The sequence below is a fragment of the Candidatus Francisella endociliophora genome, assembly GCF_000764555.1.
GTDB classification, from domain to species: domain Bacteria; phylum Pseudomonadota; class Gammaproteobacteria; order Francisellales; family Francisellaceae; genus Francisella; species Francisella endociliophora.
Window position 1 is genome coordinate 110,894 of record NZ_CP009574.1, and the last position, 25,053, is coordinate 135,946.

Genomic DNA, 25,053 nt, shown 5'->3' on the forward strand with positions numbered 1-25,053 from the left:
TCAAATAATAAGAAAATTATTTTGCTAAAATTTCTGCTGCTTCTTTATTTAAGCCTTTAACAGCGTCAATAGATACCTGAAGTAGCTCTCTTTCTTTATCAGAAATTTCAACTTCGATAGGTCTAACGCCATTTGCCGAAATTTCAGTTGGAACACCTACAAATAGGTCTTCATCAAGATCATACATACCAGCTTTTACTTTAGTAGCACATGGTAGAATCATCTTCTTATCTCTTAAGAAACTTTCAGCCATTTGAATACCAGCGGCAGCAGGGGCATAATACGCTGAACCTGTTTTAAGTAAGGCAACAATTTCACCACCACCACTTCTAGTTCTAGAAACAATTGAGTCTAGCCTTTCTTGAGTAAGCGTACCTTCTTTTACTAGTTGTTCTAGAGAAACACCAGCAATATTAGACATTTTAGTAAGGGGAACCATAGTATCACCATGACCACCCATTACATAAGCTTGAACTTGAGCAACTGAAACATTTAGCTCATCAGCTAAGAAAGTTCTAAATCTAGCAGAGTCTAATATACCTGCCATACCTACAATTTTATTATCTGGTACACCAGAGAATTTTTGTAGCATATTGACCATAATATCAAGAGGGTTAGTAATACAGATTACAAAAGCGTTAGGGCAGTTATGTTTGATACCTTCACCAACTGATTGCATGACTTTGATATTAATACCTAAAAGATCATCACGAGACATACCAGGTTTTCTTGGTACACCTGCTGTTACTATTACAACATCAGAGTTTTCTAAATCTTTATAATCATTAGTCCCTCTTACTTTGAAATCAACGCCTTCGATAGGACAAGTTTGTAAAAGATCAAGAGCTTTACCTTGAGGCATACCTTCTGTGATATCAAATAAAACTACATCACCTAATTGTTTAATAAGAGCTAAGTGAGCAAGTGTTCCACCAATATGACCAGCACCAATAAGTGCTATTTTTTTTCTAGCCATCAAAATCTCCTTTATTATGCTAAGAAATGAACTTAAGTTAGATGCTGTAATTATACTAATAGTTTAGCTGTTATCCAATGAAAAGTTTTGTAAGACTCATGGTTTATATTTATAATTGTTATAAACTAAATTGATACTTAAAAAGTATGTTAAAAAAATATATAGAAAATATTGGTTTATGGTTAGGTGTTATTGGATTAGTTATCTTTATGTTTGGACTTACTGAAACTAATATAGATAATAAAAACCTTATTGTGTTATTAGCTACTTTTTTATTGTTTTTATCTGCAATAATACAAAAAGAACCGTTTTTTAGCGGTTTGCAGGGAATTGCTTTTGTAAGTGCTGTTTTAGTGTTTTATAATATTAACTATACATATAATATGGTGATATTTTTGGTACTATCATTTGGTTTTGCTGTATATTATTTTGGTCGTTTTAAATTAAATATTGCGAGAATATTTGCCTTTGTAGGGCTTGTAGCATTGTGTCTTGGGATACTACTTGGCAGAAATGAGCCTATGGTTGTATGTGGAATTGTTTTAGCGATTTATGCGGTGTTTTCTATACAGCAAGGTTTTAGTGTTGGATGGGTATTCTTGATTTTAAATATACTATTTGCTGTAGTTGCAGCTAATGCATTATATGGATTTTATTGATTAAGGAAATAATTATGAGAAAATTATCATTTTTAGATAGAATAGTAGATGAGTTTGATAGCTATGCTAGATTTACAAAAGTTCCTTTAAATCCTAATAGGAAATCTCCAAGTAAAGGCGTTACTGATGGTGAGTTGACTATTAGTGAGAAAAAACATGCAGCTGGACTCATGAGGGTTGACTATACTGGTGAGATTTGTGCTCAAGGGCTATATAGAGGGCAAGCGTCTGTTGCAAAATCAATTGAAACAAAAGAACACCTATATCATGCAGCTGATGAAGAATATGATCATTTAGCATGGTGTGGAGAGAGGTTAGAAGAGTTAGAAGCTAAACCTAGTTTACTTAATCCATTTTGGTATTGGGCATCATTTGGTATTGGCGCTACTGCTGGATCAATAAATGATAGTTTAAGTTATGGTTTCGTGATAGAAACTGAAAAACAGGTTATGAAACATCTTGATTCACATTTGAAAAGTTTACCAATTAATGATAATCGCTCAAGAGAAATACTAAAACAAATGTATATAGATGAGTCAGAGCATGCGGTAGAAGCAGAAAAAGCAGGTGGTAAAAAATTATCAAAACCTGTGAAGGTTATAATGAAGTTGCAGTCAAAAGTTATGACTACTTTAGCTTATAGATTTTAAATTTTACATTTTCTTAATTGATTAGTATAAGCATTTGTATATGCTTTTACTTTAGCTGCCAGTTTTTTATCTTCTTGGATTTTAGCTTTATTTTTGAATGTGCCATTTTTATAACGTTTGAAGCCAGTAGCTCCAAGCATATATGCCATATAGAGATTATAACCATCAGACATTTTCAGATTAAGACTTTTTGATAGTTGGGACATATACCAACCAATAAATTGTACACTATCATCAAAATTATTGCGTTTAGCGTTTGTTTTAACTTCTTGCTGGAAGTGTTTCCATGTGCCATCAATAGCTTGAGCGTAGCCATAAGCTGATGAATATTTACTTTTAGCTTCTGCTTTGAAGCGAGACTCTTGATAAATAATTCCCATAGCAAAAGCAGGAGGTAGATTATATTTATTTTGAGCAGATTTGAGTGATGTTTTCCAAGTAGGGTGTTGATCAAGTATTTCACAACCGCTCATATTTGCATCAACCGTTACATCTTCAGTATAGTCTGTTGCGATAATAGCTGCAGCAATTATAATAATCGCTAATAACACATATCTAAGCTTAAATTTCATTTGCATATTTGATTTATCTTTTATTTACGGATATTAAATATAAAGGTTAAAGGATATAAAAAAGTATTTCTAGGGTTTTATCTATTAAAATCATCACCAACTATTTCTTGGATAACTATACCAGCTATAGTGAGACCAAATAATGATGGCATATAGCTTAGTGTTCCATTTGTCGCTCGAGATCTACCTTGTTGATTTGGCTCAGGATCTTTGGGAGGTAGAGGTTCTATGCCTTTTTGAGTAGAGTATACTGCTTTAATACCTTTTTTGACTTTCTGCTTTTTTAGGCGTGTTCTCATAGCTCTTGCTAAGGCACACATATCAGTTTTGTAGATATCATCTACTTTAATTTGTGTAGGATCAGTTTTACCGCCAGCACCCATACTTGAAATAGTATTTAGCCCTAGCTCGTGAGATGTCTTCACAAGGTTAACTTTGGCGTTAAGAGTATCAATAGCATCTACAACATAATCATACTTCTGACTAGTTAGCAGTTCTTGAGCATTTTCAGGGTTTATAAAGGTTTTTAAAGCATTAACTTTGCATTCTGGATTGATATCAGCAATACGTTTTTCCATTACCTCAACTTTAGGAGTATCTATTGTGCTATGTAGAGCTATAAGTTGACGGTTAATATTTGAAGGATCAACAACATCCATATCAACTATTGTAAGACTACCAATACCAGCTCTAGCTAAAGCCTCTATAACAAATGAACCAACTCCGCCACAACCAGCAACAAAGATATTAGCATTTTCGAGTTTGTTTAGTCCTTCATCATTAACTAGTATGCCTGTTCTTTCAGTAATAGCTTGTATCATTTTTTATTAACCTTTGTATTCAAATCATCAAAATATTTATATGCAAAAATATTAGCATAAATTTCTCCTGATATGTGATCAACATCTGAAATATTAAAGTCAATAAAAGGTATCCAACTTAAAAGACTAGTAGTTATAACTTTATCATTATCAAGTTTATAGCCTGTAACATTATCGTTAGCATTTTTTATGAATTTATTATAATTAATGGGAGTAACGACAGAATCTTTTTCTAAACTATATAAGAATAGAGGAGTCGTTGTAGTTTTGCTATAATTTACAATATTAGCATCTTTCATAGTTTGTATTAATTCAGGATCTTTAAAAATTGATTTATTAAATAAATCATATACAGAATTATTTCCTGTAGGAATGTAATAGTGAGAAGCAGATTCTTGATTAGGAAATTTACGGTAAATAGCACTATAAAAAGCAGCACCTGCAAAAGAAGCTTCTGATAATTCCTTTAGTTTGAGGGCTTCTTGGAAATTATATTGCTCACCATTAATATTACATAAAAATTGAAATGGAAATGCACAATCCATATTAAAGAATTTTTGATCGAAATCATTTGTACTAATAGTTTTGCTAACATTACTATATGCTAAGTATCCTACCATAGCATTTGCAACTAATGCTGGCTTTAACATTGTAGTTAGAGATTTATTATTAAGTTTATACTCTTTAGGATCATTATTATCAATTAAGAAATCAAGAGTAGTGTCGGATATATCATAAACACCTGCTAAACCAGCTGCAGCAGTATACTTATATAAATTATCTAAGGTATTTACGTTAGGACAGTTTTGTTTATTTTCTAAACATTTTGCCGTCCATATAGAATATGCACCTCCTTCCGAGTATCCTGATGAGAAGATATTAAGCTTTGTATCAGCTGCTAAATTATATGTGTCTTTTATAATCTTTGTAGAATTATTAAGTAAGTCAACAGCTGTATTTACTGTTTGTTTTGGGTAAAAAACATAAGGGTGGTGATTTGAATAATCTATACCTTGGCCAATATAATCAGGAGCTACTACTATATAACCATTTAAAGCGTAAATTGCCGCGTATAAAACATCAAATAACTGAGTGGTTATATTATCATCTCTAAAGTTTGATGGTGTACCAGCGCTATTAAAGACAGTAGGGTGATAATATAAAATTATTCCCTTTGGCTTATCAATATTTGGCATCATTAGTAACCCAGATACTTTTGATGCAATCTTACCAGTAGCTGGGAAGGAATTGATCGTTTCGTATGAGATTTTATTTAAACTAACATCCTTGATACTTTTATTTGCAAAGTTCTCAATGTTTATACCAGAAAGTTTTTTAATATTAGCTATATTGCTTTTGCAAGTATGCTCAGAAACTGTTGGATTACAAAAGTATTTATTACGATAGTTATCTTTGATTTCTTTAGCTTGCCATATTACTGAGTCAACTATTTCAGCATTAGTAATTTGATAACTAGCAAATATAGTCACTAGACTAGCCAGAAGCTTTTTGAACATGTTTAAAAATTTATAAAGTATATATTTATTTAAGTATATAGGGTGAAAATATAAATTACTATGTTAAGAATTAATAGCTATAGAGTTTGTTCATATCATCTATATATTTATAAGCGAATAAATTTGCATAAGGTTCTCCAGAGACATGGTCAACTTCATTTATATCAAGTTGGATAGGTAGCCAATCAACACTTTTAGTTACTATTTTACTATTGTCAAAGACAAATCCATCAACAATAGCGTTAGCATTTTTCATAAATTTATCGTAATTAAGTCGACTAACAACGGAATCTTCTTTAAGAGTATATAGGTATAGCGGTACTCGAGTCTTTTCACCAAAATTAACAATATCAGCTGCTTTCATGGTTTGAATAAGTTCTTTATTTGAGAATATTTCTTCATTAAATAAGTCATACATAGAGATATTGCCAGTAGGTATCGCATAATGAGACGCTGATTTTTGATTTGGATATTTTTTGTATAATGCACTATTAAATATAGCTCCAGCAAATTTGGCATTAGGAATGTGTTTTTGTAAAAATAACGTATCAAAAGTATAATGCTTACCTTCTATATCACATTTATCTTGTGAGAAAGTTGAACATTGCATATTAAAGAAGCCTTTATCAAAATCATCTTCTGTAATAGTTTTAGAAGTATTACCATAATTAATATAGCTCATAAAAGTATTTGCCAGCAATCCTGGTTTTAGAACTGATGTGATTAGTTTGTTATGTAGTTTATCTTTTTTTGAAGTATTATTATCAATCATAAATTTAAGAGTAGTATTACTAACGTCATAAGCACCGTCTAATCCAGCTCCAGCTCTATATTTATATAATTTATTGAGTGTATTTACACCTTTACAGTTTCCAGGCCAACCTAAACATTTGGCACTCCATATAGAATATCCAGCACCTTCTGAGTAACCAACGGAGAAGAGATTAAGTTTTTCAGAATTTTTTAAATCATATTTTTTTTGGATATTTTTGCTAACATTATTTAGCAGATCAACCGCTGTATTTACTGTTTGTCTAGGATATAAAACATACGGGTGGTAGTTTTTATAATCATCTCCTTGGCCAATATAGTCAGGAGCGACAACAATATAACCATTAGCTGCATAAATTGCTGCAAAGATTGTATTAAATGTAAAACTTGTATCATTGTCTTTACTTAAATTAGATGGTAAACCAGCATTATCAAATACAGTAGGATGATAGTAAAGAACAATTCCTTTGGGACTATCTGTATTAGGCATCATTAGCAGTCCAGATACTTTTGATGTGACTTTACCTGTTGCTGGAAATGAGTTTGTAGTTTGGTATGAAATTTTATTTAGCTGAATATCTTTAATATTCTTATCACCCAATGATTTAATATCGATACCATACTCTTTGATATTTTTAATATTATTTTCGCAATCTTCATTTGAAAGATTTTCTTTACAGAACTCTTTTGTCTGGTAATTTTTTTCTACGTCTTTGGTCTCCCAAGTTACAGTATTTATAATTTCCGTATAACCTATAGTAGATGCTAAAAGTAAACTTAATAATAATGTCTTTTTCATAATTTTCAGTAACCTGTAAAAATCGATATTTAATATTTTAATCTAAATTGATATTTCTGACATCTGTAACAGTCATACCTGCTTGTAATGCACTTATAAGACCAGGTACGCCATCTTCAAATACATGACATTCTCTTGGAGTGAGATTATATTTATCTGCTAGTAGAGAAAATGCCTTAGAGGAGTTTTTTGAAGGATGATTATCATCTGCTGTTATAATTTCATCAAATAGATTTGAAATTTTTAAAACATCTAGTGATTTCTGTACATTTTCTCGTTTACCACCAGAAATAACAATCATAGGTATTTTGTTGTGGTAATGTTTAACAAGCTCAACAATAGGTTGAATTGGCTTGGTATGAATTAATAACTCATGAGAAGCATGTTTTATTTTCTCTGAAATGCTTGGTATTTCATGATCTTTAAATTCAAAAAGCTCTTTTAAAAGATGTTCACTAGGTAAGCCGTTATATCTATCTAAATCTATTGATGATATATTTATCTGACGATCTTTTAACACACTCATCCATGCTTCAATATGTATTTGCATATTATTAGCGATAGTACCATCACAATCAAAAATTAGAAGTTTAGTATTTTTATGTACAGGCAGAAGCATGACATTCTCTATAGTCAATATTATTAAGGATATTATATACAATAAATAATGTTGACATAAGTATATTTAATAAGCAAAATTGGTATCGATATTTCGATAAATTGACCATAAAATTTATTAGATGGAGGATATGATTATGGTATTAGTAGGTAAAAAAGCACCTGTTTTTAATGCACCAGCTGTTCTAGGTGATGGTGAAATCGTAGATAGCTTTGATTTTGCAAAAGCTATACAAAGTAAGTATGCTGTTGTGGTTTTCTATCCACTAGATTTTACATTCGTTTGTCCGTCTGAGCTTATTGCTTTAGATAAAAGAACTGCTAAGTTAAAAGAGCTTGGTGTAGAAGTGGTTTCTGTATCTATTGACTCACATTTTACTCATAATGCTTGGAGAAATACTCCTGTAAATGATGGTGGTATTGGGCCAGTTAAGTACACTATGGTTGCGGATATTAATCAAGAGATTGTAAAAGCTTATGATGTTCAATCTGAAGGTGGAATGGCTTTTAGAGGTACTTTCCTTATTGATAAAGAAGGTGTAGTTCGTCATCAAGTAGTTAACGATCTTCCATTAGGTAGAAATATGGATGAAGTAACTAGAATGGTTGAAGCTCTGCAGTTCCATGAAGAGCATGGCGAAGTTTGTCCAGCTGGTTGGAACAAAGGTGATGAAGGTATGAAAGCATCTCCAGAAGGTGTGGCAGAATATCTATCAGATCACGTTGTAGATCTATAATTTTTATCTTTTTTATATTTCTATCTTCTTACAAATAATCAAAAATATTTTGTAATGAAAAAAATTCTATCTTCTATATTATTTTTAGCTTTTATAGGTACTAGTTTTGCTAATGAAAGTGATCTTGCTGATATTAATATTCAACAAAAATTGAGAGAGTTAGATAATAATACAAAAAAATCTAATGAGTTATCAGCAGAAGATATTTTTGAAGAAAATATAGTTGAGCCCCCAATATCTAAAAATAGGTTTGATGTAGGGAAATCTATGTTAAATCTAACAGGGTTAGACAAAGTTAAGCCTCCACTGTTTGATCGTATAGATAATAGTGTTATTTTGTCTGAGGCTGTCTTAAATACACAAGATGGTGCCGCTCAAGGTCCAATATTTGAGTTACAATCAAGGCAAAATGGATTGCTAAAAGATGATAGTCTATATTTTGGTGGAACAGCAGCATTTCTTCCAATATGGCTTCCTGCATCAACAGAACAAGGTAATTCTATAAATAACTATAACCTTGAATATTATTTTTTGAGTACTTTAGGAGATTGGACTACAGTTTATGCTTCATTAAACACCTTTACAATTGATGGAGAATGGAATATAAATCCTGGAGATATGTATCTTATGCTAGGTAACTTGAAAAAGTTTCCAGTATTTACGTATGTAGGCTTATCAACGGTAGATTTTGGAAGTTTTGATGAGGTTACAAATTTTATTCCTACACTGACTCGAAAGTACTTTATGCAATCTGGAGGTAATGTCAGCATTGCTTATAATGAAGGTGGGTTACATTCTAGTGTAGCTTTTTTAGCTCCCCATGAAAATCAATTTCTACAAGTCGCGAATGCTTATCAGGGTAATAGTAAAGTTGCTGTTTCAGCAAATCTAATGTATACATATGAATTAGAGCAGGATGGCAACTACTGGTATGCTGGAGCAGGTTATTCAAATTCTTCAGGTTTTACAAATAATAATAATGATAATATCGGAGTAGTAGATTTTAATTTTGGTATTAATATAAATAAATTTAAGTTTATAAATGAGTTTGTGTTTACTGATAAAAAAGTAACACAAAAAACAGATGTATCTGCAACATTTAATTTAAGAGAGAGCTTTTTTGCTTCAGTGCTGCCATCTTTAGAGGATACTAATTTTTTGACTAATAATGGAAATATATATTCATGGGCATCACAATTTTCTTATTCAACAGAATTATATAATAGAGATCTTATTCCATATATTAGCTATTCTCAAATTCAACAATCTGGTACGAATTATGCAACAATTGTTGAAACTGGAGCTAGATATAATGCCTTTGCGGATGCTTGGGCTGGAGTTAGTTATACTTATGTAAAGGGAGAAGCTGATAGTTTTGTTGAGCAGGATAATCTTTTGGCTTTATATTTACGGATATTTATATAGTAAGTAGAAGTATCATCTTTAGTAATAATGGTATTTAATATTTTATAATGGTATATTTACCTAAACTTCTTTTTAATTATTAAGGTTTTGAAATGTCAGGTTTACCAGAGTGTCCTAAGTGTCAATCAGAATATGTTTATGAAGATGGTCAATTATTAATATGTCCAGAGTGTGGCTATGAGTGGCAGCATGGCGAAGCTAGTGATGATGAGTTAACTATTAAAGATTCTAATGGAAATTTACTCGCAGATGGTGATACAGTCACTGTTATTAAGGATCTTAAGTTGAAAGGTTCATCTCAAGTTATCAAAGTTGGAACAAAAGTTAAAAATATTCGTCTTGTAGAGGGCGATCATGATATCGACTGTAAGGTGGATGGTATTGGAGCTATGAAACTAAAATCGCAGTTTGTAAAAAAGGTATAATACAAACCTGAAAATGAAACTAAAAAAATTTTCTTTATCTCTAGTTTTAATATCTATTTTTGCATTTAGTTACGCTTATTACATTGATGAAAATGGTAAAAAAGTAACTGTTAATAGAAACCAAGCAAATATTATAGATGATATAGAGATCAAAGAAGGTGAAGCTCTTAGTCAAAAACAGATTATAAATATAGTTAACGATAGTGGTTCTGGCATAGAAGAATTATAAAATATGTATAAAAAAGTAATAGCTTCTTTGCTAAGTATTTTTATAATATCTGGTGTTGCTATAGCTACTACTAATGATGATTCACAAGCTATTAATTCTGAAAATTATAACAAATACTCTCCTGATGCTATTAGAAAATTAGAATCTAATGCTTTTAGAAGGGTCTTTCCTAATGAGGCATATCTAGCTGATAGAGCTCCCTTAAGTACTAAAGATCAAGAGAAAATGGCCCAACAGGCTATCCAAGATTTAGCTGTAAAAGAGGGAGAAGCTCTAACAAATAGTGAAAAAAAAGCTGTAGCTAAAAAAAGTTTTGATAATAAAGTAAATGAAGCATTAAACATTAATGCAATTAAAACATCATTTTTTAATGGGTTTCGAGTTAGTGAGACTTTTACCCATGCAATGTTAAACACCCAGCAAGATACTGGAGATCCTCTGTTTATGCTTCAAGCAAGACAGCAAGGTATTTTAGAGGATGATTATATTTACTTTGGTTCAAGAGTTAGTTTGATTGATTGGCAAAGATTAAATAGAGTCCCTCCAGGAGGTGAAAATAAACAATTTTCATATAATGTTGACGCTTATGCTGCTTCAACTATCTCATCATGGTTTAGTGCTTTAGTTGGTTTTTCACTTTATGAAGATCATAGCGGGTTTAACTTTTTTCCAAGTACACTATATTTTATTGTTGGTAATTTAGCAGAGTCGCCATTTTTTGGTTATGTTGCAAATTCAACAGTTATGTATGGTAACTTCGATATAGTATCTAACTATGTACCAACTTTAACTAGAACATACTTTATGCAATCTGGTGGTAATATTAACTTATCTTACCATACTGCAAGCTTGCATCTTAATGCAGTATTACTTGATGCTAATCCAGATAGTTACTTTAATGTTACTAATGCTGGTAGTAAGAGTGGCGTTGGTTTTGTTTTAAATAGTAAATATATCTATGAAATGGATACAGTGGGAGATTATCAATTTTTTGGTGCAGCTTATTCAAATGTCTCAGGGTTTAAAAGTAAAACTGGTGGGAATGTAGGAGCTTTTGATATTAACTATGGTATAGCAATATCTGATATAAACTTTGAAGCAGAAGCTTTAATAACTGATAAAGGTGTTGGCGGTGTAAATAATTCATCATCAGTTAGTCCGAAGAATATTGCTGGAGTACCATTTTTTGGCTCTGTTAGACCAAGTGCTAATTTGATATATGATGGTTTTTTAGGATCTGGAAAGAATATTGCAACATGGTCCTTACAAACTAGTTATACTGCTACTATATTTGACAAGAGATTAATTCCGTATGTTGATTATTCTCATATTAGACAAGATTCTAGTAACTACTCATATCAGTATGGAGCAGGTTTTAGATATAATGCATTTTATGGGTCTTGGCTTGGTTTAGACTATACAAATATTAACTCACGTAGTGAACACCTAAATGAGAGGCAAAGCTATATTTCTCTAAACTATACATTATATTTATAGTGATCTATTGGTATAATTAAATATACAAATATTCATAAGAGTTTTTCTAATGTCTAGACAGGTTTTTATAGATACAGAGACTACAGGTTTTGATTTTAAAATTGGTAATAGAATAATTGAGTTTGGAGCTGTTGAGGTTATTGATAGACGAGTAACTGGTAATACGCTGCATTTTTATTGTAATCCCAATTATGAAGTTGAAGCTGGAGCTTTAGCTATTCATGGACTGACAAATGAGTTTCTATCAGATAAACCTTTATTTGAGGAGAAAGCAGGAGAAATGATAGAGTTTCTTGCTGATGCTGAAGTTATAATTCATAATGCAGCTTTCGATGTGCCGTTTATCAACTGGGAACTGGGGCTTTTAAAAGATAATAAGTATGGAATTCTTGAAAATCATGTTGCTAAGATAATTGACAGCTTAGAACTAGCTAGAAAAAAGCATCCGCTTCAAAAAAACAACCTTGATGCATTATGCAAAAGATATCAAATTAGAAACGACCATCGTAATTTCCATGGGGCTTTACTAGATAGTGAGCTTCTAGCAGATGTATATCTTGCCATGACTGGTGGTCAAACAAACTTGATGCTTCAAGCAGAAAAAACATCTAGTAAAAACAATATTGATATAGATGTTAGTAAATTAAATTTACGCAGTGCAGATAGTAGTATTCATAATCTGGATGAGCATGATAAATACCTTACAGAAATGTTAAAATTAGAAGCAGAGGCTAAATGGTAGAAACAATAAGCTTTCTAGAGGCTAAAGCTGAAGATTTAGTGTTGGCTGGTAAAGATTTTTTTGATAGAGATTTATTACTTGAAAAAAATACATATGACGCATGGATAGCCCTCAAAGAAGCTGCAAAAAGTGATGGCATAGAATTATTTATCGTCTCTGGATTTAGAAATTATGCTTATCAGCAACAAATAATTGATAAGAAACTTGCTGCTGGCCAAACTCTTGAACAGATATCTAAAGTTAATGCTTTGCCAGGACAAAGTGAGCATCATACTGGTAGGGCTATTGATTTGACTACAGTAGGTGAAAAAGAAGTCCTAACAGAAGAGTTTGAAAATACTATGGCTTTTGAGTGGCTTACTCAGAATGCTGGTAGATTTGGTTTTAAAATGAGTTTTCCAAGAGATAATAAATATGGTTTTATTTATGAGCCTTGGCATTGGTGTTATCAAAATGAAAAAGACTAATAAATTTATACTTATATTTTCAGCTATGGTTCTTTTAAGCTCATGTAGTACAACTAAGAAAGCTATAACAAAAGTTGAGTTTGCTGCAAGTAACTACCCATGGATTTTTAGCTCAGTACGTAAAGATTTAGTACAAGGAAATTTAGATGATGCTATTAAGGAAAATGCTCATATAGGAAATGCTAAACAGTTAGAAAACCTTAATGAATTGGAAACTGCTAGACTATTACAGTTAAGTAATGATTTTGAAGGGTCTATAAAGAATTATAATAAAGCCTTAAATTCTGTTGCTAAAAATGAAGGCGAATCTTTAAAACAAGCTAAAAGGATAATTCTAGATAAAAACACTTATAATTATTACGATATTAGAACTGCTTATAATATTCCTGATTATGCAATAAGTTTTTTATATACTTATCAGGCTTTGAATTATTTAAAAACTAATAGTATTAAAGAAGCTCAAAAATCTCTAGATAATTTAGAAATTGCAAAGATATGGGCTGATCAACAAGATATTATCTCTGATGGTATGACATATTTGGCTAGAAAAAGTTTAAAAAGGAATGATATAGTTTCAGAAAACCTAGGTTTAGAGGATTTCAAAAAGTTAAATAAAATGTTGAATTTCTCAGATAGAATTCCTAATGCTTATGGTAATCCTATGAGTTATTATTTGAAGTCTATACTTGATTCAGCTATCTCAAAAGATTATAAGAAATCTATGAAAGACTTAGAAAAAGCACAAAAATATACTGTAGGTAATAGCTATTTAATTCAAAGCCAAAGTGAATATCAAGCAGCTATTAATAGTGAAACTTCACCTTTTCCTATGGGAATGGGTAGAGTAGTAGTTTTTTATGAACAAGGATTAGTAAATATAAGAAGATCAGCTGAAGCAAATTTAGATTTAGGTGATATCGGTTTAAGGAAAATAAAGTTACCAGTATATAGCACTAACTATAATTTCTTTGATCCAAAAAAAATAACTATTACAGCAGGCAGTCAGGAAGTTGTTGACACTTATACAGAAACTTTGTTAGATGGTACGCTTTTTGCGATGAGATCTCTTATAGAAGCTTATTCCAAAATTGTTACACAAAATGTTGTGATTGAGGCATTTAAACAAGATATCGATAAAAACTTCTCTTTAGGTGGGGCGCTTGGAAGTACGTTAAAATTTGATTTATCTAAAACAGATCCTAAAAGAGCAGATTTGAGAAGCTGGCTATTACTTCCAAATAGTGTTGATTTATTTGAACAACAAATTGATAGTGGTAACTATATAATTCAGGTAAATAATATTCGTCAAAATATTGAAGTTAAGCAAGGTAAGACTACTTTATTATGGATTGTATCTATTGGTAAGTTTAATAAAGTCTATTACTTTATTATTTAAGAACTATATTATCGCCACAATTTTTGTGTAAATTGTTAGTTGGTATTATATAACTACTTAAATCACTAGGTGTTAAAGTTCTCCACTCATCGTCAGATATATTTTCAATATTCTTGTTTAGTGTGATTCTTATTTCTTTAATTTTACCTGTTTTATCATTACAGATTAAATCAAAATCATTTTTGTTTTTTCCTTTAAAGTTTTCTATAAGTAAGTTATATAAATCCTGTTTTCTAATGCTATCTTTGTTTTCAAGCTTATCTACTAATGATTTTCTAAATGTATCAATCATTTTAGTTTGAACATAGAAAAATTCTGGTTGATCCCATGTAAGTTGGCAAGTACCATGTTTATTCCATTCATGTTCAGGCAAACAGAACCCACTTATATCACAGTACTTTGCAGCAGGTTCATAGTAGTTTAGTAAGAGGTTGTTAAATGAAGAGGGATTGTATTTACTAAATTTTGTATCTATACAGTCACCGTATGTTGTTGAACCATTAACATTCGGCCATAAGCCATGTAAAGATACAGCGTAATTATAATCTTTATTTAGCATATTATCTAAGTTTTGACACTCTTGTTTATCTAGGTTTTCGGCACAGAATCCAGGAGCCCAAGTTATAGCTAGTTTGTATGTGTCAAACTCTCCTGCTCTTTCTCCATTAGCATATACTGCTGCACTTATGCTCAGTAGAGCAATTGACATTGAAACTTTTCTTAGCATATCTTCCTCTATAATTGTTAATATCAGTTTATAATAAAGTTTTATCATAATTTGAGATGAAAACAAAGTGAGTTTTAAAATTTAGTAAGATAAGAGGTAACATAATTTATTTACTCATGACTTCTCAAATGGTATAACTGATTATGTAACTTTGGAGGTGCTTTATGAAAGAGATTATAATCTTAGGTGCTGGTAGAGTTGGATCTTTGACTAGTTGTCTACTGGTTGAGAGTGGTGATTATGTAGTACACCTAATTGATAAATTCATTCCAAAAGATAAACCTAAATTAGAAAAAAATACTAAAAACTTAAAATATGTAGAGTTAGATGCTACAAATCCAGAAGACTTAGAGAGCTACATACACAAGTACAATATTAAAACTATAGTTTCATGTTTACCGTTCTTTCTTAATAAAGATATTGCCAAATTAGCTGGTGAACTTGAACTTAATTATTTTGATTTAACAGAAGATGTTGAAGCTACAAATTATATTAAGGATATAGCTAAAAATTCAGGGAATAATTTCTTTGCTCCGCAATGTGGTTTAGCACCAGGATTTATTAGTATTGTATCAAACAATTTAATGCAAGAGTTCGAATCAATAGATACTGTACGTATGAGAGTAGGTGCATTACCTTTGAATGTATCAAATGTTTTACAGTATGGTTTAACATGGTCAACAGAGGGTCTTATAAATGAGTATGCTAAACCTTGTGAAAGTGTAGTTGATGGTAAAAAGCGAACCTTAGCCCCTCTAGCTGATATCGAAGAGATAAAAATTGATGGTCTTACTTATGAAGCATTTAACACCTCTGGTGGCATTGGTTCTATGATAGAAACATATGCTGGTAAGGTTAAAAATATTAATTATAAAAGTATTCGTCATCCAGGGCATTGCGAGAAAATGAAATTCCTAATGCAAGATATGAAGCTTGGTGAAGATTTAGATACTATGGCTAAAATTATGGATAATGCTATACCTAGGATAAATCAAGATATCGTTTTAATTTACGTGTCTGTAGATGGTATTCGCAAAGGTTTAAAAACAGAACGACACTTTGCACAAAAATATCCATCTAAGCTTATGTTTGGTAAACATTTTTCAGCATTGCAATTAACAACAGCAACTAGTTTATGTGTCAGTATAGATTTATTATTGAATTCTGATGATGATCCAAGAGGCTTTATAAACCAAGAGTCAATTTGTTTAAAAGATTTCTATAGTAATAGGTTTGGTCAATATTACAAAGAATCTGGGCTATTAGTTCAAGCAGACTAATAAAATAGGAGAGTATATGAATATTTTGAAAGAGTTAAACTTAGAGCAATATACTATCAATGAAGCAAATAATACTATAGAAACTTTTAATCCAGCGACTGGCGAGTTAATAGCAAAAGTTAAAAATCAAAATGTAGCTGATATGCAAAGTGCTATTACAAATGCTAATAAAGTTGCTAAACAATGGTGTCAAGTTCCAGCACCTCAAAGAGGAGAGCTAGTTAGGCTAATTGGTGAAGAATTACGCAAGAATAAAGATTATCTTGGAAGTTTAGTATCTCTAGAAATGGGTAAATCTAAACAAGAAGGTCATGGTGAAGTTCAAGAGATGATTGATATGGCTGATTTTGCAGTTGGCCAATCTCGTATGCTATATGGTGTTATGATGAACTCTGAACGTAACAATCATCGTATGTATGAACAATGGCATCCTTTGGGAGTTGTTGGTGTAATTTCTGCATTTAACTTTCCTGTTGCTGTATGGTCATGGAATGCTTTTTTAGCTGTAATTTGTGGTAATACTGTAGTTTGGAAACCTTCTGAAAAAACTCCATTATGTTCTCTAGCTATTCAGAATATCTGTCAAAAGGTAATTGAGAAAAATGATTATCCAAATGTTTTTTATACTGTAATTTCTGATGAGATTGAAGTATCAAAGACTCTAGTTAATGATGAAAGAGTAAACTTAGTATCTTTCACAGGCTCTACAAAAGTCGGTCAAGATGTTGGTCAGCAAGTTGCTAAGAGATTTGGTAAGTCGATCTTAGAATTAGGCGGTAATAATGCAACCATAATTGATGAAATTGCTAATCTGAAATTAGCCATTCCTGCCGCTGTATTTGGAGCTGTTGGTACTGCTGGACAAAGATGTACATCTCTTCGTAGACTTTTTGTGCATAAATCAATTTATGATTTAGTTAAAGAAAAAATGGTTAATGCTTATAAACAAATAAAAGTTGGAGATCCTCTAGATCAGAATAATCTTATGGGGCCTCTTATTGATAAGGCATCAGTTGATAACTTTTCTAAAACTGTGAATGAAGCAGTTAAGCAGGGCGGTAAAGTTTTAACTGGTGGTAAGAAAATAGAAAAAGAAGGATTTTTTGTAGAACCAACAATTATTGAGGCTCAAGTTGATATGCAAATAGTTGGCGAAGAAAATTTTTGTCCAATCTTATATTTGATGCCTTTTGAGACTATTGATGAAGCTATTGAGTTAAATAATTCTGTTAAGTATGGTTTGTCAAGTTCAATATTTACCGATAACCTTCAAAATGCTGAGAAATTTTTATCAAGCTTGGGGAGTGATTGTGGTATTGCAAATGTAAATATTGGAACCTCCGGTGCTGAGATTGGTGGTGCATTTGGTGGTGAGAAACATACTGGTGGTGGTAGAGAAGCTGGTTCAGATGCTTGGAAAGCATATATGCGTAGACAAACTACCACGATAAACTATGGTAAAGATTTACCATTAGCACAAGGTATTAAATTTAATCTGGAGGAGTGATTTATGAGTGTTAAGATTTTAGATAAACTCTGGGAACAATATATCAAAGCGAACCCTCATGTTAAACAAGTTTATGATTCTTTTGTGGAAGAGGGTGAAAAGCCTATCAATGATCACATCGCACTAAGAACTTTAGATGATCCTAAAGTAGATATAAATGTACTATCAAAGCCTTTTATAGATATTGGCTATAAAGTATGTGGGCATTATGATTTTAAAGTTAAGAAGCTAAAGGCTATACATCTTGAGCATAGTGATCACATGCAGCCTAAGATATTTATTAGTCAGCTTTTAGTTGAAGAGTTTAGCCCATTTTTGCAAAAAACTTTGAAAGCTTATGTTGAAGCAATACCTAGTCGTTTATTAAAAGATCTAGAAGTTTTATTAACATCTGGTGCAAGTTGGAGTTTTATAAGCTATAAGACTTATCAGAAACTTTTAGAAGAGTCTGAATATGCAGCTTGGTTTTATGTTTTTGGATTTAGAGCAAATCATTTTACTGTTTTTATTAATGATTTAAAAAACTTTAATGAAGTTGCAGAAGTTAATAATTTTCTTAAGTTAAACGGTTTTATTTTAAATACTTCTGGAGGTGAAATTAAAGGAACACCTGCAGATTATTTAGAACAATCAAGTACAGTTTCAGGGAAGTCTGAAGTTAAATTTATCGAGGGTAAAAAAGAAATTCCTTGTTGCTATTATGAGTTTGCGAAGCGGTACCCTGATCAAAATGGTAAGTTATATCAAGGTTTTGTAGCAAAATCAGCAGATAAAATATTTGAGAGTACAAATACTAATTCTAACGCTAGATAAATTTCAAAAATAGATTTTCTTTGATATTATATACCCTATATGGGTATATTTTGGAGAGGGAAATGTCTAATCCTTGTCATAAAAAACAGCTAGGTAGATTAAACAGAGTCGCTGGTCAAGTTGAAGCAATCAAGAATATGATAGAGAGTGAACGCTATTGTGTAGATATTATTACACAAATAAAAGCAGCTCGTAGTGCTTTGAAATCTATTGAGTTAGCAATCTTAGAAACACATATGCGATCTTGTTTAGAGAAATCTTGTCATCAAGATGCTGATATACCTTTAGACCAAAGAATATCAGAGTTAATGAAGCTACTTAAAAAATACGAGTAAGGAGAGATTAATGAGTAAACCACAAGCAACTATTTATAGAATGGTTACAGATAAACATATATGTCCCTTTGGCATTAAAGCGAAGGATTTATTAAGACGTAAAGGTTATTCAATAAAAGATATTCATCTTAAAAACAAACAAGAGACAGATGATTTTAAAACTAAGCAGAATGTAAAAACTACACCTCAGATATTTATAGGTGAAGATAGAATAGGAGGTTATGATGATTTACTTGGTTTTTTTGATTTAGCAAAAGACAAAAAAGAAAAATCTTATAAGCCAGTGTTAGCTGTCTTTGCAATGACTTTTTTATTAGCACTAGCATTTAGTTATTTTACATTAGGTAATGTTTTTGATTTGTTAGTTATAAAACTATTCATGGGCTTAAGTATTTCTTTCTTAGCAACATTGAAACTCCAAAATTTAGATAGCTTTTCAAATCAATTTATTACTTATGATTTATTAGCGATGAGATATGTACGATATTCATATATTTATCCATTTGCCGAAGCTTTTGTTGGGATATGTATAGTTGCATCAATCTTTAGTTATTTAGCAACCATAATAGCTATTGTAATTGGTCTGATTGGAGCTGTTTCTGTATTTTATGCTGTATATATCCAAAAACGTGATTTGAAATGTGCATGTGTTGGAGGAGATAGTAATGTACCTCTTGGATTTTTATCATTAACTGAAAATATAATGATGATCGCTATGGGTATTTGGATGTTATTTTTATAAAGGTTATATAAATGAAACAAAAAACTAGAATAATTATGTTAATCGCTTTTATAACATTAGCATCTATAGTAGCTATTTATTCTTACACAAACAGCAATACTACAGAGTTATTCGTTATAGATAAGAATATAAAAGTAGATGGAAAAAATGTATCTGTAAATACGATAGAACAGCCAGATGGTACATGGGGTTATTATGCAACAGTTGGTGATGAGTTTAATGTTACTGTCAAAAATAAACTAAAAGAGCCTGTTGTCTTACATTGGCATGGTTTATTATTACCGAACAAAGATGATGGTACAGAATTAACACAAGACTATATTAAACCTAATAATTCTTATTCTTATAAATTTAAATTAAATCAAAGCGGAACCTTTTGGATGCATTCTCATTATGGCTTTCAAGAGCAAAACTATGTAGAAGCTCCTCTCATAGTTTATCCAAAAAATTATAATAACAAAAATGATATCATTGTGATGTTTCAGGATTTCAGTTTTAAGAAACCCGAAAAGATAATGCAAGATCTAAAACATAATAATGGTAGTAATCATCACATGCATCATATGCATAAGGGTGCTATGGCTATGAAACTAAATATGCAGATGGATTTAAATGATGTTGAATATGATAGCTTTTTAACTAATTATAAAACAGACGATAATCCTGAAATTAAAGATGTAATTCCTGATCAAACATATAGATTAAGATTTATAAATGGCTCAGCATCGACAAATTTTTGGATAAACTTAGGTGATTTAAAGGGTATGGTTGTTGCTGTGGATGGTGTAGATGTTAAACCTTATCAAAGTAATATCTTTCAGTTAGCAATTGCTCAAAGAATGGATATTGAAGTTACACTTCCTAAGACAGGAGTTTTTCCTATTATAGGTCAGGTTGAGGGGCAGAAAAAACAAACTGGACTTATCTTAACTACCAATAAAAGTAATAAAGATCTTAAAATTTCTAAAGAAGCAAGTACCGATTTAGGAGCTTTTAATTATAAACAACTAGAGAAGTTACATCCTAAAAAAGATTCTATTAAAATAGATAATGTTGAAAAAACTATAGATTTAAAGCTAACAGGCAATATGAAAGATTATGTTTGGAAAATTAATAATCAAACATGGCCGAATGTCACTCCTATAGAATTAAAACATGGTAAGACATATTTCTTTGAGATTCAAAATGAAACAGGTATGTCACATCCTATACATATTCATGGTCATGACTTTAAAGTTGTTAAAATTAACGGAAAATCTATAAATGATGGAGTTATTAGAGATACGTTATATGTAGAGCCTAAATCAACTATAACAATAGCATTAAAATCAGATGCAATTGGAAAATGGTTTATACATTGTCATATGCTTTATCACATGCATTCAGGAATGATGACTTTTATTGAAACTAAAAAAGATTAAGATGTTTCTAATGGTTTTCAGAAATTATCTTAGCAATTTTTGCAAATAAATCTTCGTATACAGAACTTTTACGCATAACTAAATCGATTTCACGATAAAAATCAGCATTATCAATATCTATATATTTAACATTCTCTGTCTTAGTACAAGCGATTTTAGGCACTAAAGTTATACCCTCATCTATAGATACCATTTGTCTTAGAGTCTCTAAACTACTACCTTTAAAATCATTATTATTAAAATCACTTAGAGCACAAAGTTTTAATGTTTGATCTCTAAGACAATGACCTTCATCTAACATCATTAAATTCTCTTTAACAAGCTCAGTTACACAAATTTTTTTATTTTTTGCTATAGGATTTGATTTTGATACAGCAGCGTAGAATCTATCATCAAAGACCTTTTTTCTTTCAAACTGGTAATTATCCGTAGGAGTTGCTAAAAAAGCAAAATCAAGTTTACCTTGGTTAAGCATATCGACAAGAATATCAGTTTTTTCTTCTACTACTGATATGCTTATATTTGGAATCTCTTTTTTTATGATAGGTAAGACTTTAGGCATTAAATATGGGCATAAAGTAGGAAACGCACCGATTGAAATACTTAATTTACCATTATCTAGTAGTAGGTCAGAGATTCTTTTTAGATTGTTGACTTCATCAAGAATTTTATATGCTTGATTGACAATCTTCATGCCAGATTTTGTTATTAATACTTGCTTTGTGCCTCTTTCAAATATCTGAATACCTATAAACTCTTCAAATTTTTTTATCTGCATACTAAGAGCAGGCTGGCTAACAAAACATCTTTCTGATGCTGTAATAAAACTTTTGGTTTCATATACTGCTATGATATATTCAAGAGTGCGGGTATTCATATAAGTAAAGCTTATAGTGCGTATAATTATTATATATTTTAAATTATGTGTAATATTAATACAATAGATCACATAGAACATTGATTTAACAAAAAATAAGGAGTTAGAAATGACTAAAAGAGTTCCTAATGTAACTTTTAGAACTAGAGTAAGAGATGAAAGTATTGGTGGTGATAATCCATTTAAATGGCAAGATGTAACTACAAGTGATCTTTTTGATAATAAAAAAGTAATCGTTTTTGCTTTACCTGGCGCATATACTCCGACTTGCTCAACTTACCAGCTACCAGGTTTTGAAGAGAATGCAGCTAAATTCAGAGAGTTAGGTATAGATGATATTTATGTGTTATCTGTAAATGATACTTTTGTAATGAATAAGTGGATTCAAGCTCAAGGCGTTAAAAATATTAAGCCAATCCCAGATGGTAATGGTGAGTTTACTAAAGGTATGGACATGCTTGTTGACAAATCTAACTTAGGTTTTGGTCACAGAACATGGAGATACGCTATGGTTGTTGATAATGGCGAAATCGAAAAAATGTTTGTAGAGCCAGGCAAGCGTGATAACGCTGATGATGACCCGTATGGTGAGTCTTCTCCAGAAACTGTAATGAAGTATCTTGAGTCTAAGTAATTACTCATAACTTTATTCTAAAAAATTATAAAGCTGGTTGCTTTTTATAGAGTAGCTAGCTTTTTTTGTATTTAGGAGTATAAAAAATGATCAAAAAAGTAGTTTTAATTGGTGCGACAGGGACTATTGGCTCAGCAACGTATGAAAGTTTAAAAGTCGCTGGCTATGAAGTTGTTTCTGTAAGTTTCTCAGGACAGGAAACAGATTTTACTGTAGATATTCAAGATCCTAATTCAATTAAAGAGTTATTTGAAAAGATTGGTAGTTTTGATGCTTTAGTATCAACAACGGGAAAAGTGGCTTTTAAACCTATTGCAGAAATAGAGCAAAAAGATTGGGACTTAAGCTTAAGTAATAAGCTTTTAGGTCAAATTAATTTGGTGCAAATTGGCTCTAAATATATCAATGAAGGTGGCTCATTTACTTTAACTACTGGGATATTAAATGTTGAGCCAATAGCTATGGGAAGTATAGCTGCTACAGTTAATGCTGGTTTAGAGGGGTTTGTAAAAGCTGCATCATTAGAATATAAAAACTTTCGTATAAATACAGTAAGTCCAACAGTCATTGAAGAAGCTCTGGGTAAATATGGTCCATTTTTTGTGGGTTATAAGCCAGTGAAAGCTGTAGATGTTGCAAATGCTTATGTTAAAGCTGTAGCTGGGATAGCTAATGGTGAAGTAGTTAAAGTAGGGTTTTAAATAATTTTAGAAATTACAGTTTTAAAAACTTCTTTTATAGACAAATTTGAAGTATCTATTATTTGAGCATCTTCAGCTGGTCTTAGAGGCGCAACTTTACGATTACGATCTCGGAAATCTCTTTTCTCAATATCTGCTAAGATTTTATCAAAATCAGGGTTTAACCCTTTAGATTCTAGTTCATTGAATCTTCTCTTGGCAGTAATTTTTGTATCAGCATCTAAGAAGAATTTATATTTAGCATCTGTAAATACAACAGTGCCCATATCACGACCATCTGCTACTAAGCCTTGCTCTGTAGCAAACTCTCTTTGCTTATCTAAAAGTATTTCTCTAACAGAAGGGTAAGCAGCAATTTTTGAGGCAAGCATACCTGTTTGCTCAGTACGAATTTCTTTAGTTACATCTTCATTATTTAAAAATACTTTGACAATATCACCTTCAATTTTGAAGTTAATATCAAGAGTTTCTAGAGCTTGATGTACTTCTTGCTCATTTTCAAGGTTGGTATTATTTTTATAGCAATGAAGAGCTGCTAATCTATATATAGCACCGCTATCAAGCAGTTTATAATTAAGGTGTTTTGCTAGGGCTTTTGCTAAAGTTCCTTTGCCTACACCACTAGGTCCATCAATCGTTATAATTTTAGAGTTGTTCATTTTCAAAATCCTGCATAAATATTACTAATTTTTTAACATCTTCTAAAGATACTGCATTATATAAGCTAGCTCTGCAACCACCAACTTGGCGATGACCTTTTAAGCCATAAAAACCTGCTTTATCAGCATTATCTAAAAATTTATCAGTCAACTCAGCAGAAGGTAGGTGGAAAATTACATTCATATTTGAACGATATTCAGGTTTTATATCATTAGTATAAATTTTAGAACTATCTATAGTAGAGTAGAGAAGCTTGGCTTTTTCATTATTAAATATTTCTATTTTAGCTAAGTTACCGTAATTTTTAATTAGATATTCTAAAGTCAACTCAAAAGTTACCCAAGAAATTACAGAAGGAGTATTGTAAACAGAATTTGATTTTTTTGTAATAAAGTAATCAAAAACTACAGGGATATTATTTTTTTGTTGAATTAGAGAATCTTTAACAATAACTATGGTTAAACCAGGAATGCCAGCATTCTTTTGAGCGCCTGCGTAGATTAATCCATAGTCTGAGATATTTATAGGTTTTGATAAGAAGCTTGATGACATATCACATACAAGCTCCGTATTGCATGATTTTGCTAGGCTTTTTATTTGAAAACCATCTACTGTTTCATTATCGGTATAGTAAATATAGTCATACTTATTACTTTCAAAGCTTTCCTTGATTTTTTCATCATAGCTAACAGCATTTACATCTATAAATTTAGCTGCTTCTTTGGCTGATTTTTCAGACCATTGTCCACTACATACATATAGAGCTTTCTTGTGTTTATCAGATAGATTCATTGGTATTGCAGAGAATTGAGCTGTAGCTCCAGCTTGCATAAGAAGCACAGAGTAATTATTTGGAATATTAAGTAGGTTTCGTAAGTTTTTTTGAATAGAAGTATGTACTTCATCAAAAACTTTATCTCTATGTGAGATAGATAATAAAGAAACACCAGTATTTTTATAATTGACCATCATCTGTTGTAATTGCTCAATTATAGTATTTGGAACTACAGCAGGCCCTGCACAAAAGTTTGTTTTCATAGTGTAAAATTCTTTAA

The 25,053-nt window shown here is 31.1% G+C and carries 28 protein-coding genes; 18 read left to right on the forward strand and 10 right to left on the reverse strand.

Annotated elements, in window-relative coordinates; all coding sequences use genetic code 11:
- Positions 1-16: 16 nt before the first annotated feature.
- Complete coding sequence (gene mdh / locus QI37_RS00530) at positions 17-976, reverse strand: malate dehydrogenase (protein WP_040007584.1); 960 nt, start codon at positions 974-976, stop codon at positions 17-19.
- 146 nt (positions 977-1,122) lie between these two features.
- Here mdh and QI37_RS00535 point away from each other — a divergent pair, with 146 nt between their 5' ends.
- Together QI37_RS00535 and coq7 are read left to right on the forward strand one after the other, a co-directional pair.
- Complete coding sequence (locus QI37_RS00535) at positions 1,123-1,635, forward strand: hypothetical protein (protein WP_040007586.1); 513 nt, start codon at positions 1,123-1,125, stop codon at positions 1,633-1,635.
- Between the two features lie 14 nt (positions 1,636-1,649).
- Positions 1,650-2,285 (forward strand): 2-polyprenyl-3-methyl-6-methoxy-1,4-benzoquinone monooxygenase, encoded by a 636-nt coding sequence (gene coq7 / locus QI37_RS00540; RefSeq protein ID WP_040007588.1) that lies wholly within the window; start codon positions 1,650-1,652, stop codon positions 2,283-2,285.
- Here coq7 and QI37_RS00545 read toward each other — a convergent pair.
- The 5 genes from QI37_RS00545 to QI37_RS00565 form a co-directional block, all read right to left on the reverse strand.
- Positions 2,282-2,863 (reverse strand): transglycosylase SLT domain-containing protein, encoded by a 582-nt coding sequence (locus QI37_RS00545; RefSeq protein WP_040007590.1) that lies wholly within the window; start codon positions 2,861-2,863, stop codon positions 2,282-2,284. The two genes, coq7 and QI37_RS00545, sit on opposite strands and share 4 nt — an antisense overlap.
- A gap of 71 nt (positions 2,864-2,934) precedes the next feature.
- On the reverse strand, positions 2,935-3,678 hold the full coding sequence (locus QI37_RS00550) for a tRNA threonylcarbamoyladenosine dehydratase (protein WP_040007592.1): 744 nt from the start codon (positions 3,676-3,678) through the stop codon (positions 2,935-2,937).
- On the reverse strand, positions 3,675-5,195 hold the full coding sequence (locus QI37_RS00555; RefSeq protein ID WP_040007594.1) for an alpha/beta hydrolase: 1,521 nt from the start codon (positions 5,193-5,195) through the stop codon (positions 3,675-3,677). Before QI37_RS00555 ends, QI37_RS00550 begins: the two co-directional genes overlap by 4 nt.
- Before the next feature lie 70 nt (positions 5,196-5,265).
- A complete protein-coding gene (locus QI37_RS00560) occupies positions 5,266-6,765 on the reverse strand; it encodes an alpha/beta hydrolase family protein (protein WP_040007595.1) in 1,500 nt (499 codons plus the stop codon).
- A 37-nt stretch (positions 6,766-6,802) separates the two neighbouring features.
- A complete protein-coding gene (locus QI37_RS00565) occupies positions 6,803-7,384 on the reverse strand; it encodes an HAD family hydrolase (protein WP_040007596.1) in 582 nt (193 codons plus the stop codon).
- Between the two features lie 136 nt (positions 7,385-7,520).
- Here QI37_RS00565 and QI37_RS00570 point away from each other — a divergent pair, with 136 nt between their 5' ends.
- From QI37_RS00570 to QI37_RS00605, 8 genes are all read left to right on the forward strand, one after another.
- Positions 7,521-8,120, forward strand: a complete 600-nt coding sequence (locus QI37_RS00570) for a peroxiredoxin (protein WP_081946967.1) — start codon at positions 7,521-7,523, stop codon at positions 8,118-8,120.
- 54 nt (positions 8,121-8,174) lie between these two features.
- On the forward strand, positions 8,175-9,545 hold the full coding sequence (locus tag QI37_RS00575; protein WP_040007598.1) for a DUF3573 domain-containing protein: 1,371 nt from the start codon (positions 8,175-8,177) through the stop codon (positions 9,543-9,545).
- 92 nt (positions 9,546-9,637) lie between these two features.
- Positions 9,638-9,970: a zinc ribbon domain-containing protein YjdM gene (locus QI37_RS00580; protein ID WP_040007599.1), complete on the forward strand. Its 333-nt coding sequence runs from the start codon at positions 9,638-9,640 to the stop codon at positions 9,968-9,970.
- A gap of 13 nt (positions 9,971-9,983) precedes the next feature.
- Entirely contained in the window at positions 9,984-10,199 is a 216-nt protein-coding gene (locus QI37_RS00585) for a hypothetical protein (protein ID WP_040007600.1), read from the forward strand.
- Positions 10,200-10,202: 3 nt separating this feature from the next.
- Complete coding sequence (locus tag QI37_RS10290; RefSeq protein ID WP_200883199.1) at positions 10,203-11,696, forward strand: hypothetical protein; 1,494 nt, start codon at positions 10,203-10,205, stop codon at positions 11,694-11,696.
- 49 nt (positions 11,697-11,745) lie between these two features.
- Positions 11,746-12,438 (forward strand): DNA polymerase III subunit epsilon, encoded by a 693-nt coding sequence (gene dnaQ / locus QI37_RS00595; protein ID WP_040007601.1) that lies wholly within the window; start codon positions 11,746-11,748, stop codon positions 12,436-12,438.
- The gene (locus QI37_RS00600) at positions 12,432-12,905 is read left to right on the forward strand and encodes a M15 family metallopeptidase (protein ID WP_040007603.1); all 474 of its coding nucleotides are present in this window, start codon (positions 12,432-12,434) and stop codon (positions 12,903-12,905) included. Before dnaQ ends, QI37_RS00600 begins: the two co-directional genes overlap by 7 nt.
- Positions 12,892-14,301: a COG3014 family protein gene (locus tag QI37_RS00605; RefSeq protein WP_200883200.1), complete on the forward strand. Its 1,410-nt coding sequence runs from the start codon at positions 12,892-12,894 to the stop codon at positions 14,299-14,301. The genes QI37_RS00600 and QI37_RS00605 overlap by 14 nt, the downstream gene beginning before the upstream one ends.
- Here QI37_RS00605 and QI37_RS00610 read toward each other — a convergent pair.
- A complete protein-coding gene (locus QI37_RS00610) occupies positions 14,294-15,028 on the reverse strand; it encodes a ribonuclease T2 family protein (protein WP_040007605.1) in 735 nt (244 codons plus the stop codon). The two genes, QI37_RS00605 and QI37_RS00610, sit on opposite strands and share 8 nt — an antisense overlap.
- A 164-nt stretch (positions 15,029-15,192) precedes the next feature.
- Between QI37_RS00610 and QI37_RS00615 the strand changes: the two genes are divergently transcribed.
- The 6 genes from QI37_RS00615 to QI37_RS00640 all read left to right on the forward strand — a co-directional run bounded on the left by QI37_RS00615 (position 15,193) and on the right by QI37_RS00640 (position 21,126).
- The gene (locus tag QI37_RS00615) at positions 15,193-16,308 is read left to right on the forward strand and encodes a saccharopine dehydrogenase family protein (protein ID WP_040007607.1); all 1,116 of its coding nucleotides are present in this window, start codon (positions 15,193-15,195) and stop codon (positions 16,306-16,308) included.
- Positions 16,309-16,324: 16 nt separating this feature from the next.
- Entirely contained in the window at positions 16,325-17,815 is a 1,491-nt protein-coding gene (gene amaB, locus QI37_RS00620; protein WP_040007608.1) for an L-piperidine-6-carboxylate dehydrogenase, read from the forward strand.
- A 3-nt stretch (positions 17,816-17,818) separates the two neighbouring features.
- On the forward strand, positions 17,819-18,628 hold the full coding sequence (locus QI37_RS00625; protein WP_040007609.1) for a DUF1338 domain-containing protein: 810 nt from the start codon (positions 17,819-17,821) through the stop codon (positions 18,626-18,628).
- Positions 18,629-18,690: 62 nt separating this feature from the next.
- A complete protein-coding gene (locus tag QI37_RS00630) occupies positions 18,691-18,963 on the forward strand; it encodes a metal-sensitive transcriptional regulator (RefSeq protein ID WP_040007610.1) in 273 nt (90 codons plus the stop codon).
- Positions 18,964-18,973: 10 nt separating this feature from the next.
- Positions 18,974-19,705 (forward strand): MauE/DoxX family redox-associated membrane protein, encoded by a 732-nt coding sequence (locus QI37_RS00635; protein WP_040007612.1) that lies wholly within the window; start codon positions 18,974-18,976, stop codon positions 19,703-19,705.
- Positions 19,706-19,716: 11 nt separating this feature from the next.
- The gene (locus tag QI37_RS00640) at positions 19,717-21,126 is read left to right on the forward strand and encodes a multicopper oxidase family protein (protein WP_040007613.1); all 1,410 of its coding nucleotides are present in this window, start codon (positions 19,717-19,719) and stop codon (positions 21,124-21,126) included.
- 7 nt (positions 21,127-21,133) lie between these two features.
- Here the strand turns inward: QI37_RS00640 and oxyR are convergent, their stop codons facing one another.
- Positions 21,134-22,003: an oxidative stress transcriptional regulator OxyR gene (oxyR, locus tag QI37_RS00645; RefSeq protein WP_040007615.1), complete on the reverse strand. Its 870-nt coding sequence runs from the start codon at positions 22,001-22,003 to the stop codon at positions 21,134-21,136.
- 109 nt (positions 22,004-22,112) lie between these two features.
- On the opposite strand from oxyR, the gene QI37_RS00650 reads away from it, so the two are divergent.
- On the forward strand, positions 22,113-22,637 hold the full coding sequence (locus tag QI37_RS00650; protein ID WP_040007616.1) for a peroxiredoxin: 525 nt from the start codon (positions 22,113-22,115) through the stop codon (positions 22,635-22,637).
- 86 nt (positions 22,638-22,723) lie between these two features.
- Positions 22,724-23,338 carry a short chain dehydrogenase gene (locus QI37_RS00655; protein WP_040007617.1) on the forward strand — a complete coding sequence of 205 codons (615 nt, stop codon included), beginning with the start codon at positions 22,724-22,726 and terminating at the stop codon, positions 23,336-23,338.
- Here the strand turns inward: QI37_RS00655 and cmk are convergent.
- Together cmk and serC are read right to left on the reverse strand one after the other, a co-directional pair.
- Entirely contained in the window at positions 23,335-23,997 is a 663-nt protein-coding gene (gene cmk / locus QI37_RS00660; RefSeq protein WP_040007619.1) for a (d)CMP kinase, read from the reverse strand. The genes QI37_RS00655 and cmk overlap by 4 nt on opposite strands.
- Complete coding sequence (gene serC / locus QI37_RS00665; protein WP_040007620.1) at positions 23,984-25,036, reverse strand: 3-phosphoserine/phosphohydroxythreonine transaminase; 1,053 nt, start codon at positions 25,034-25,036, stop codon at positions 23,984-23,986. The genes cmk and serC overlap by 14 nt, the downstream gene beginning before the upstream one ends.
- Positions 25,037-25,053 lie beyond the last annotated feature (17 nt).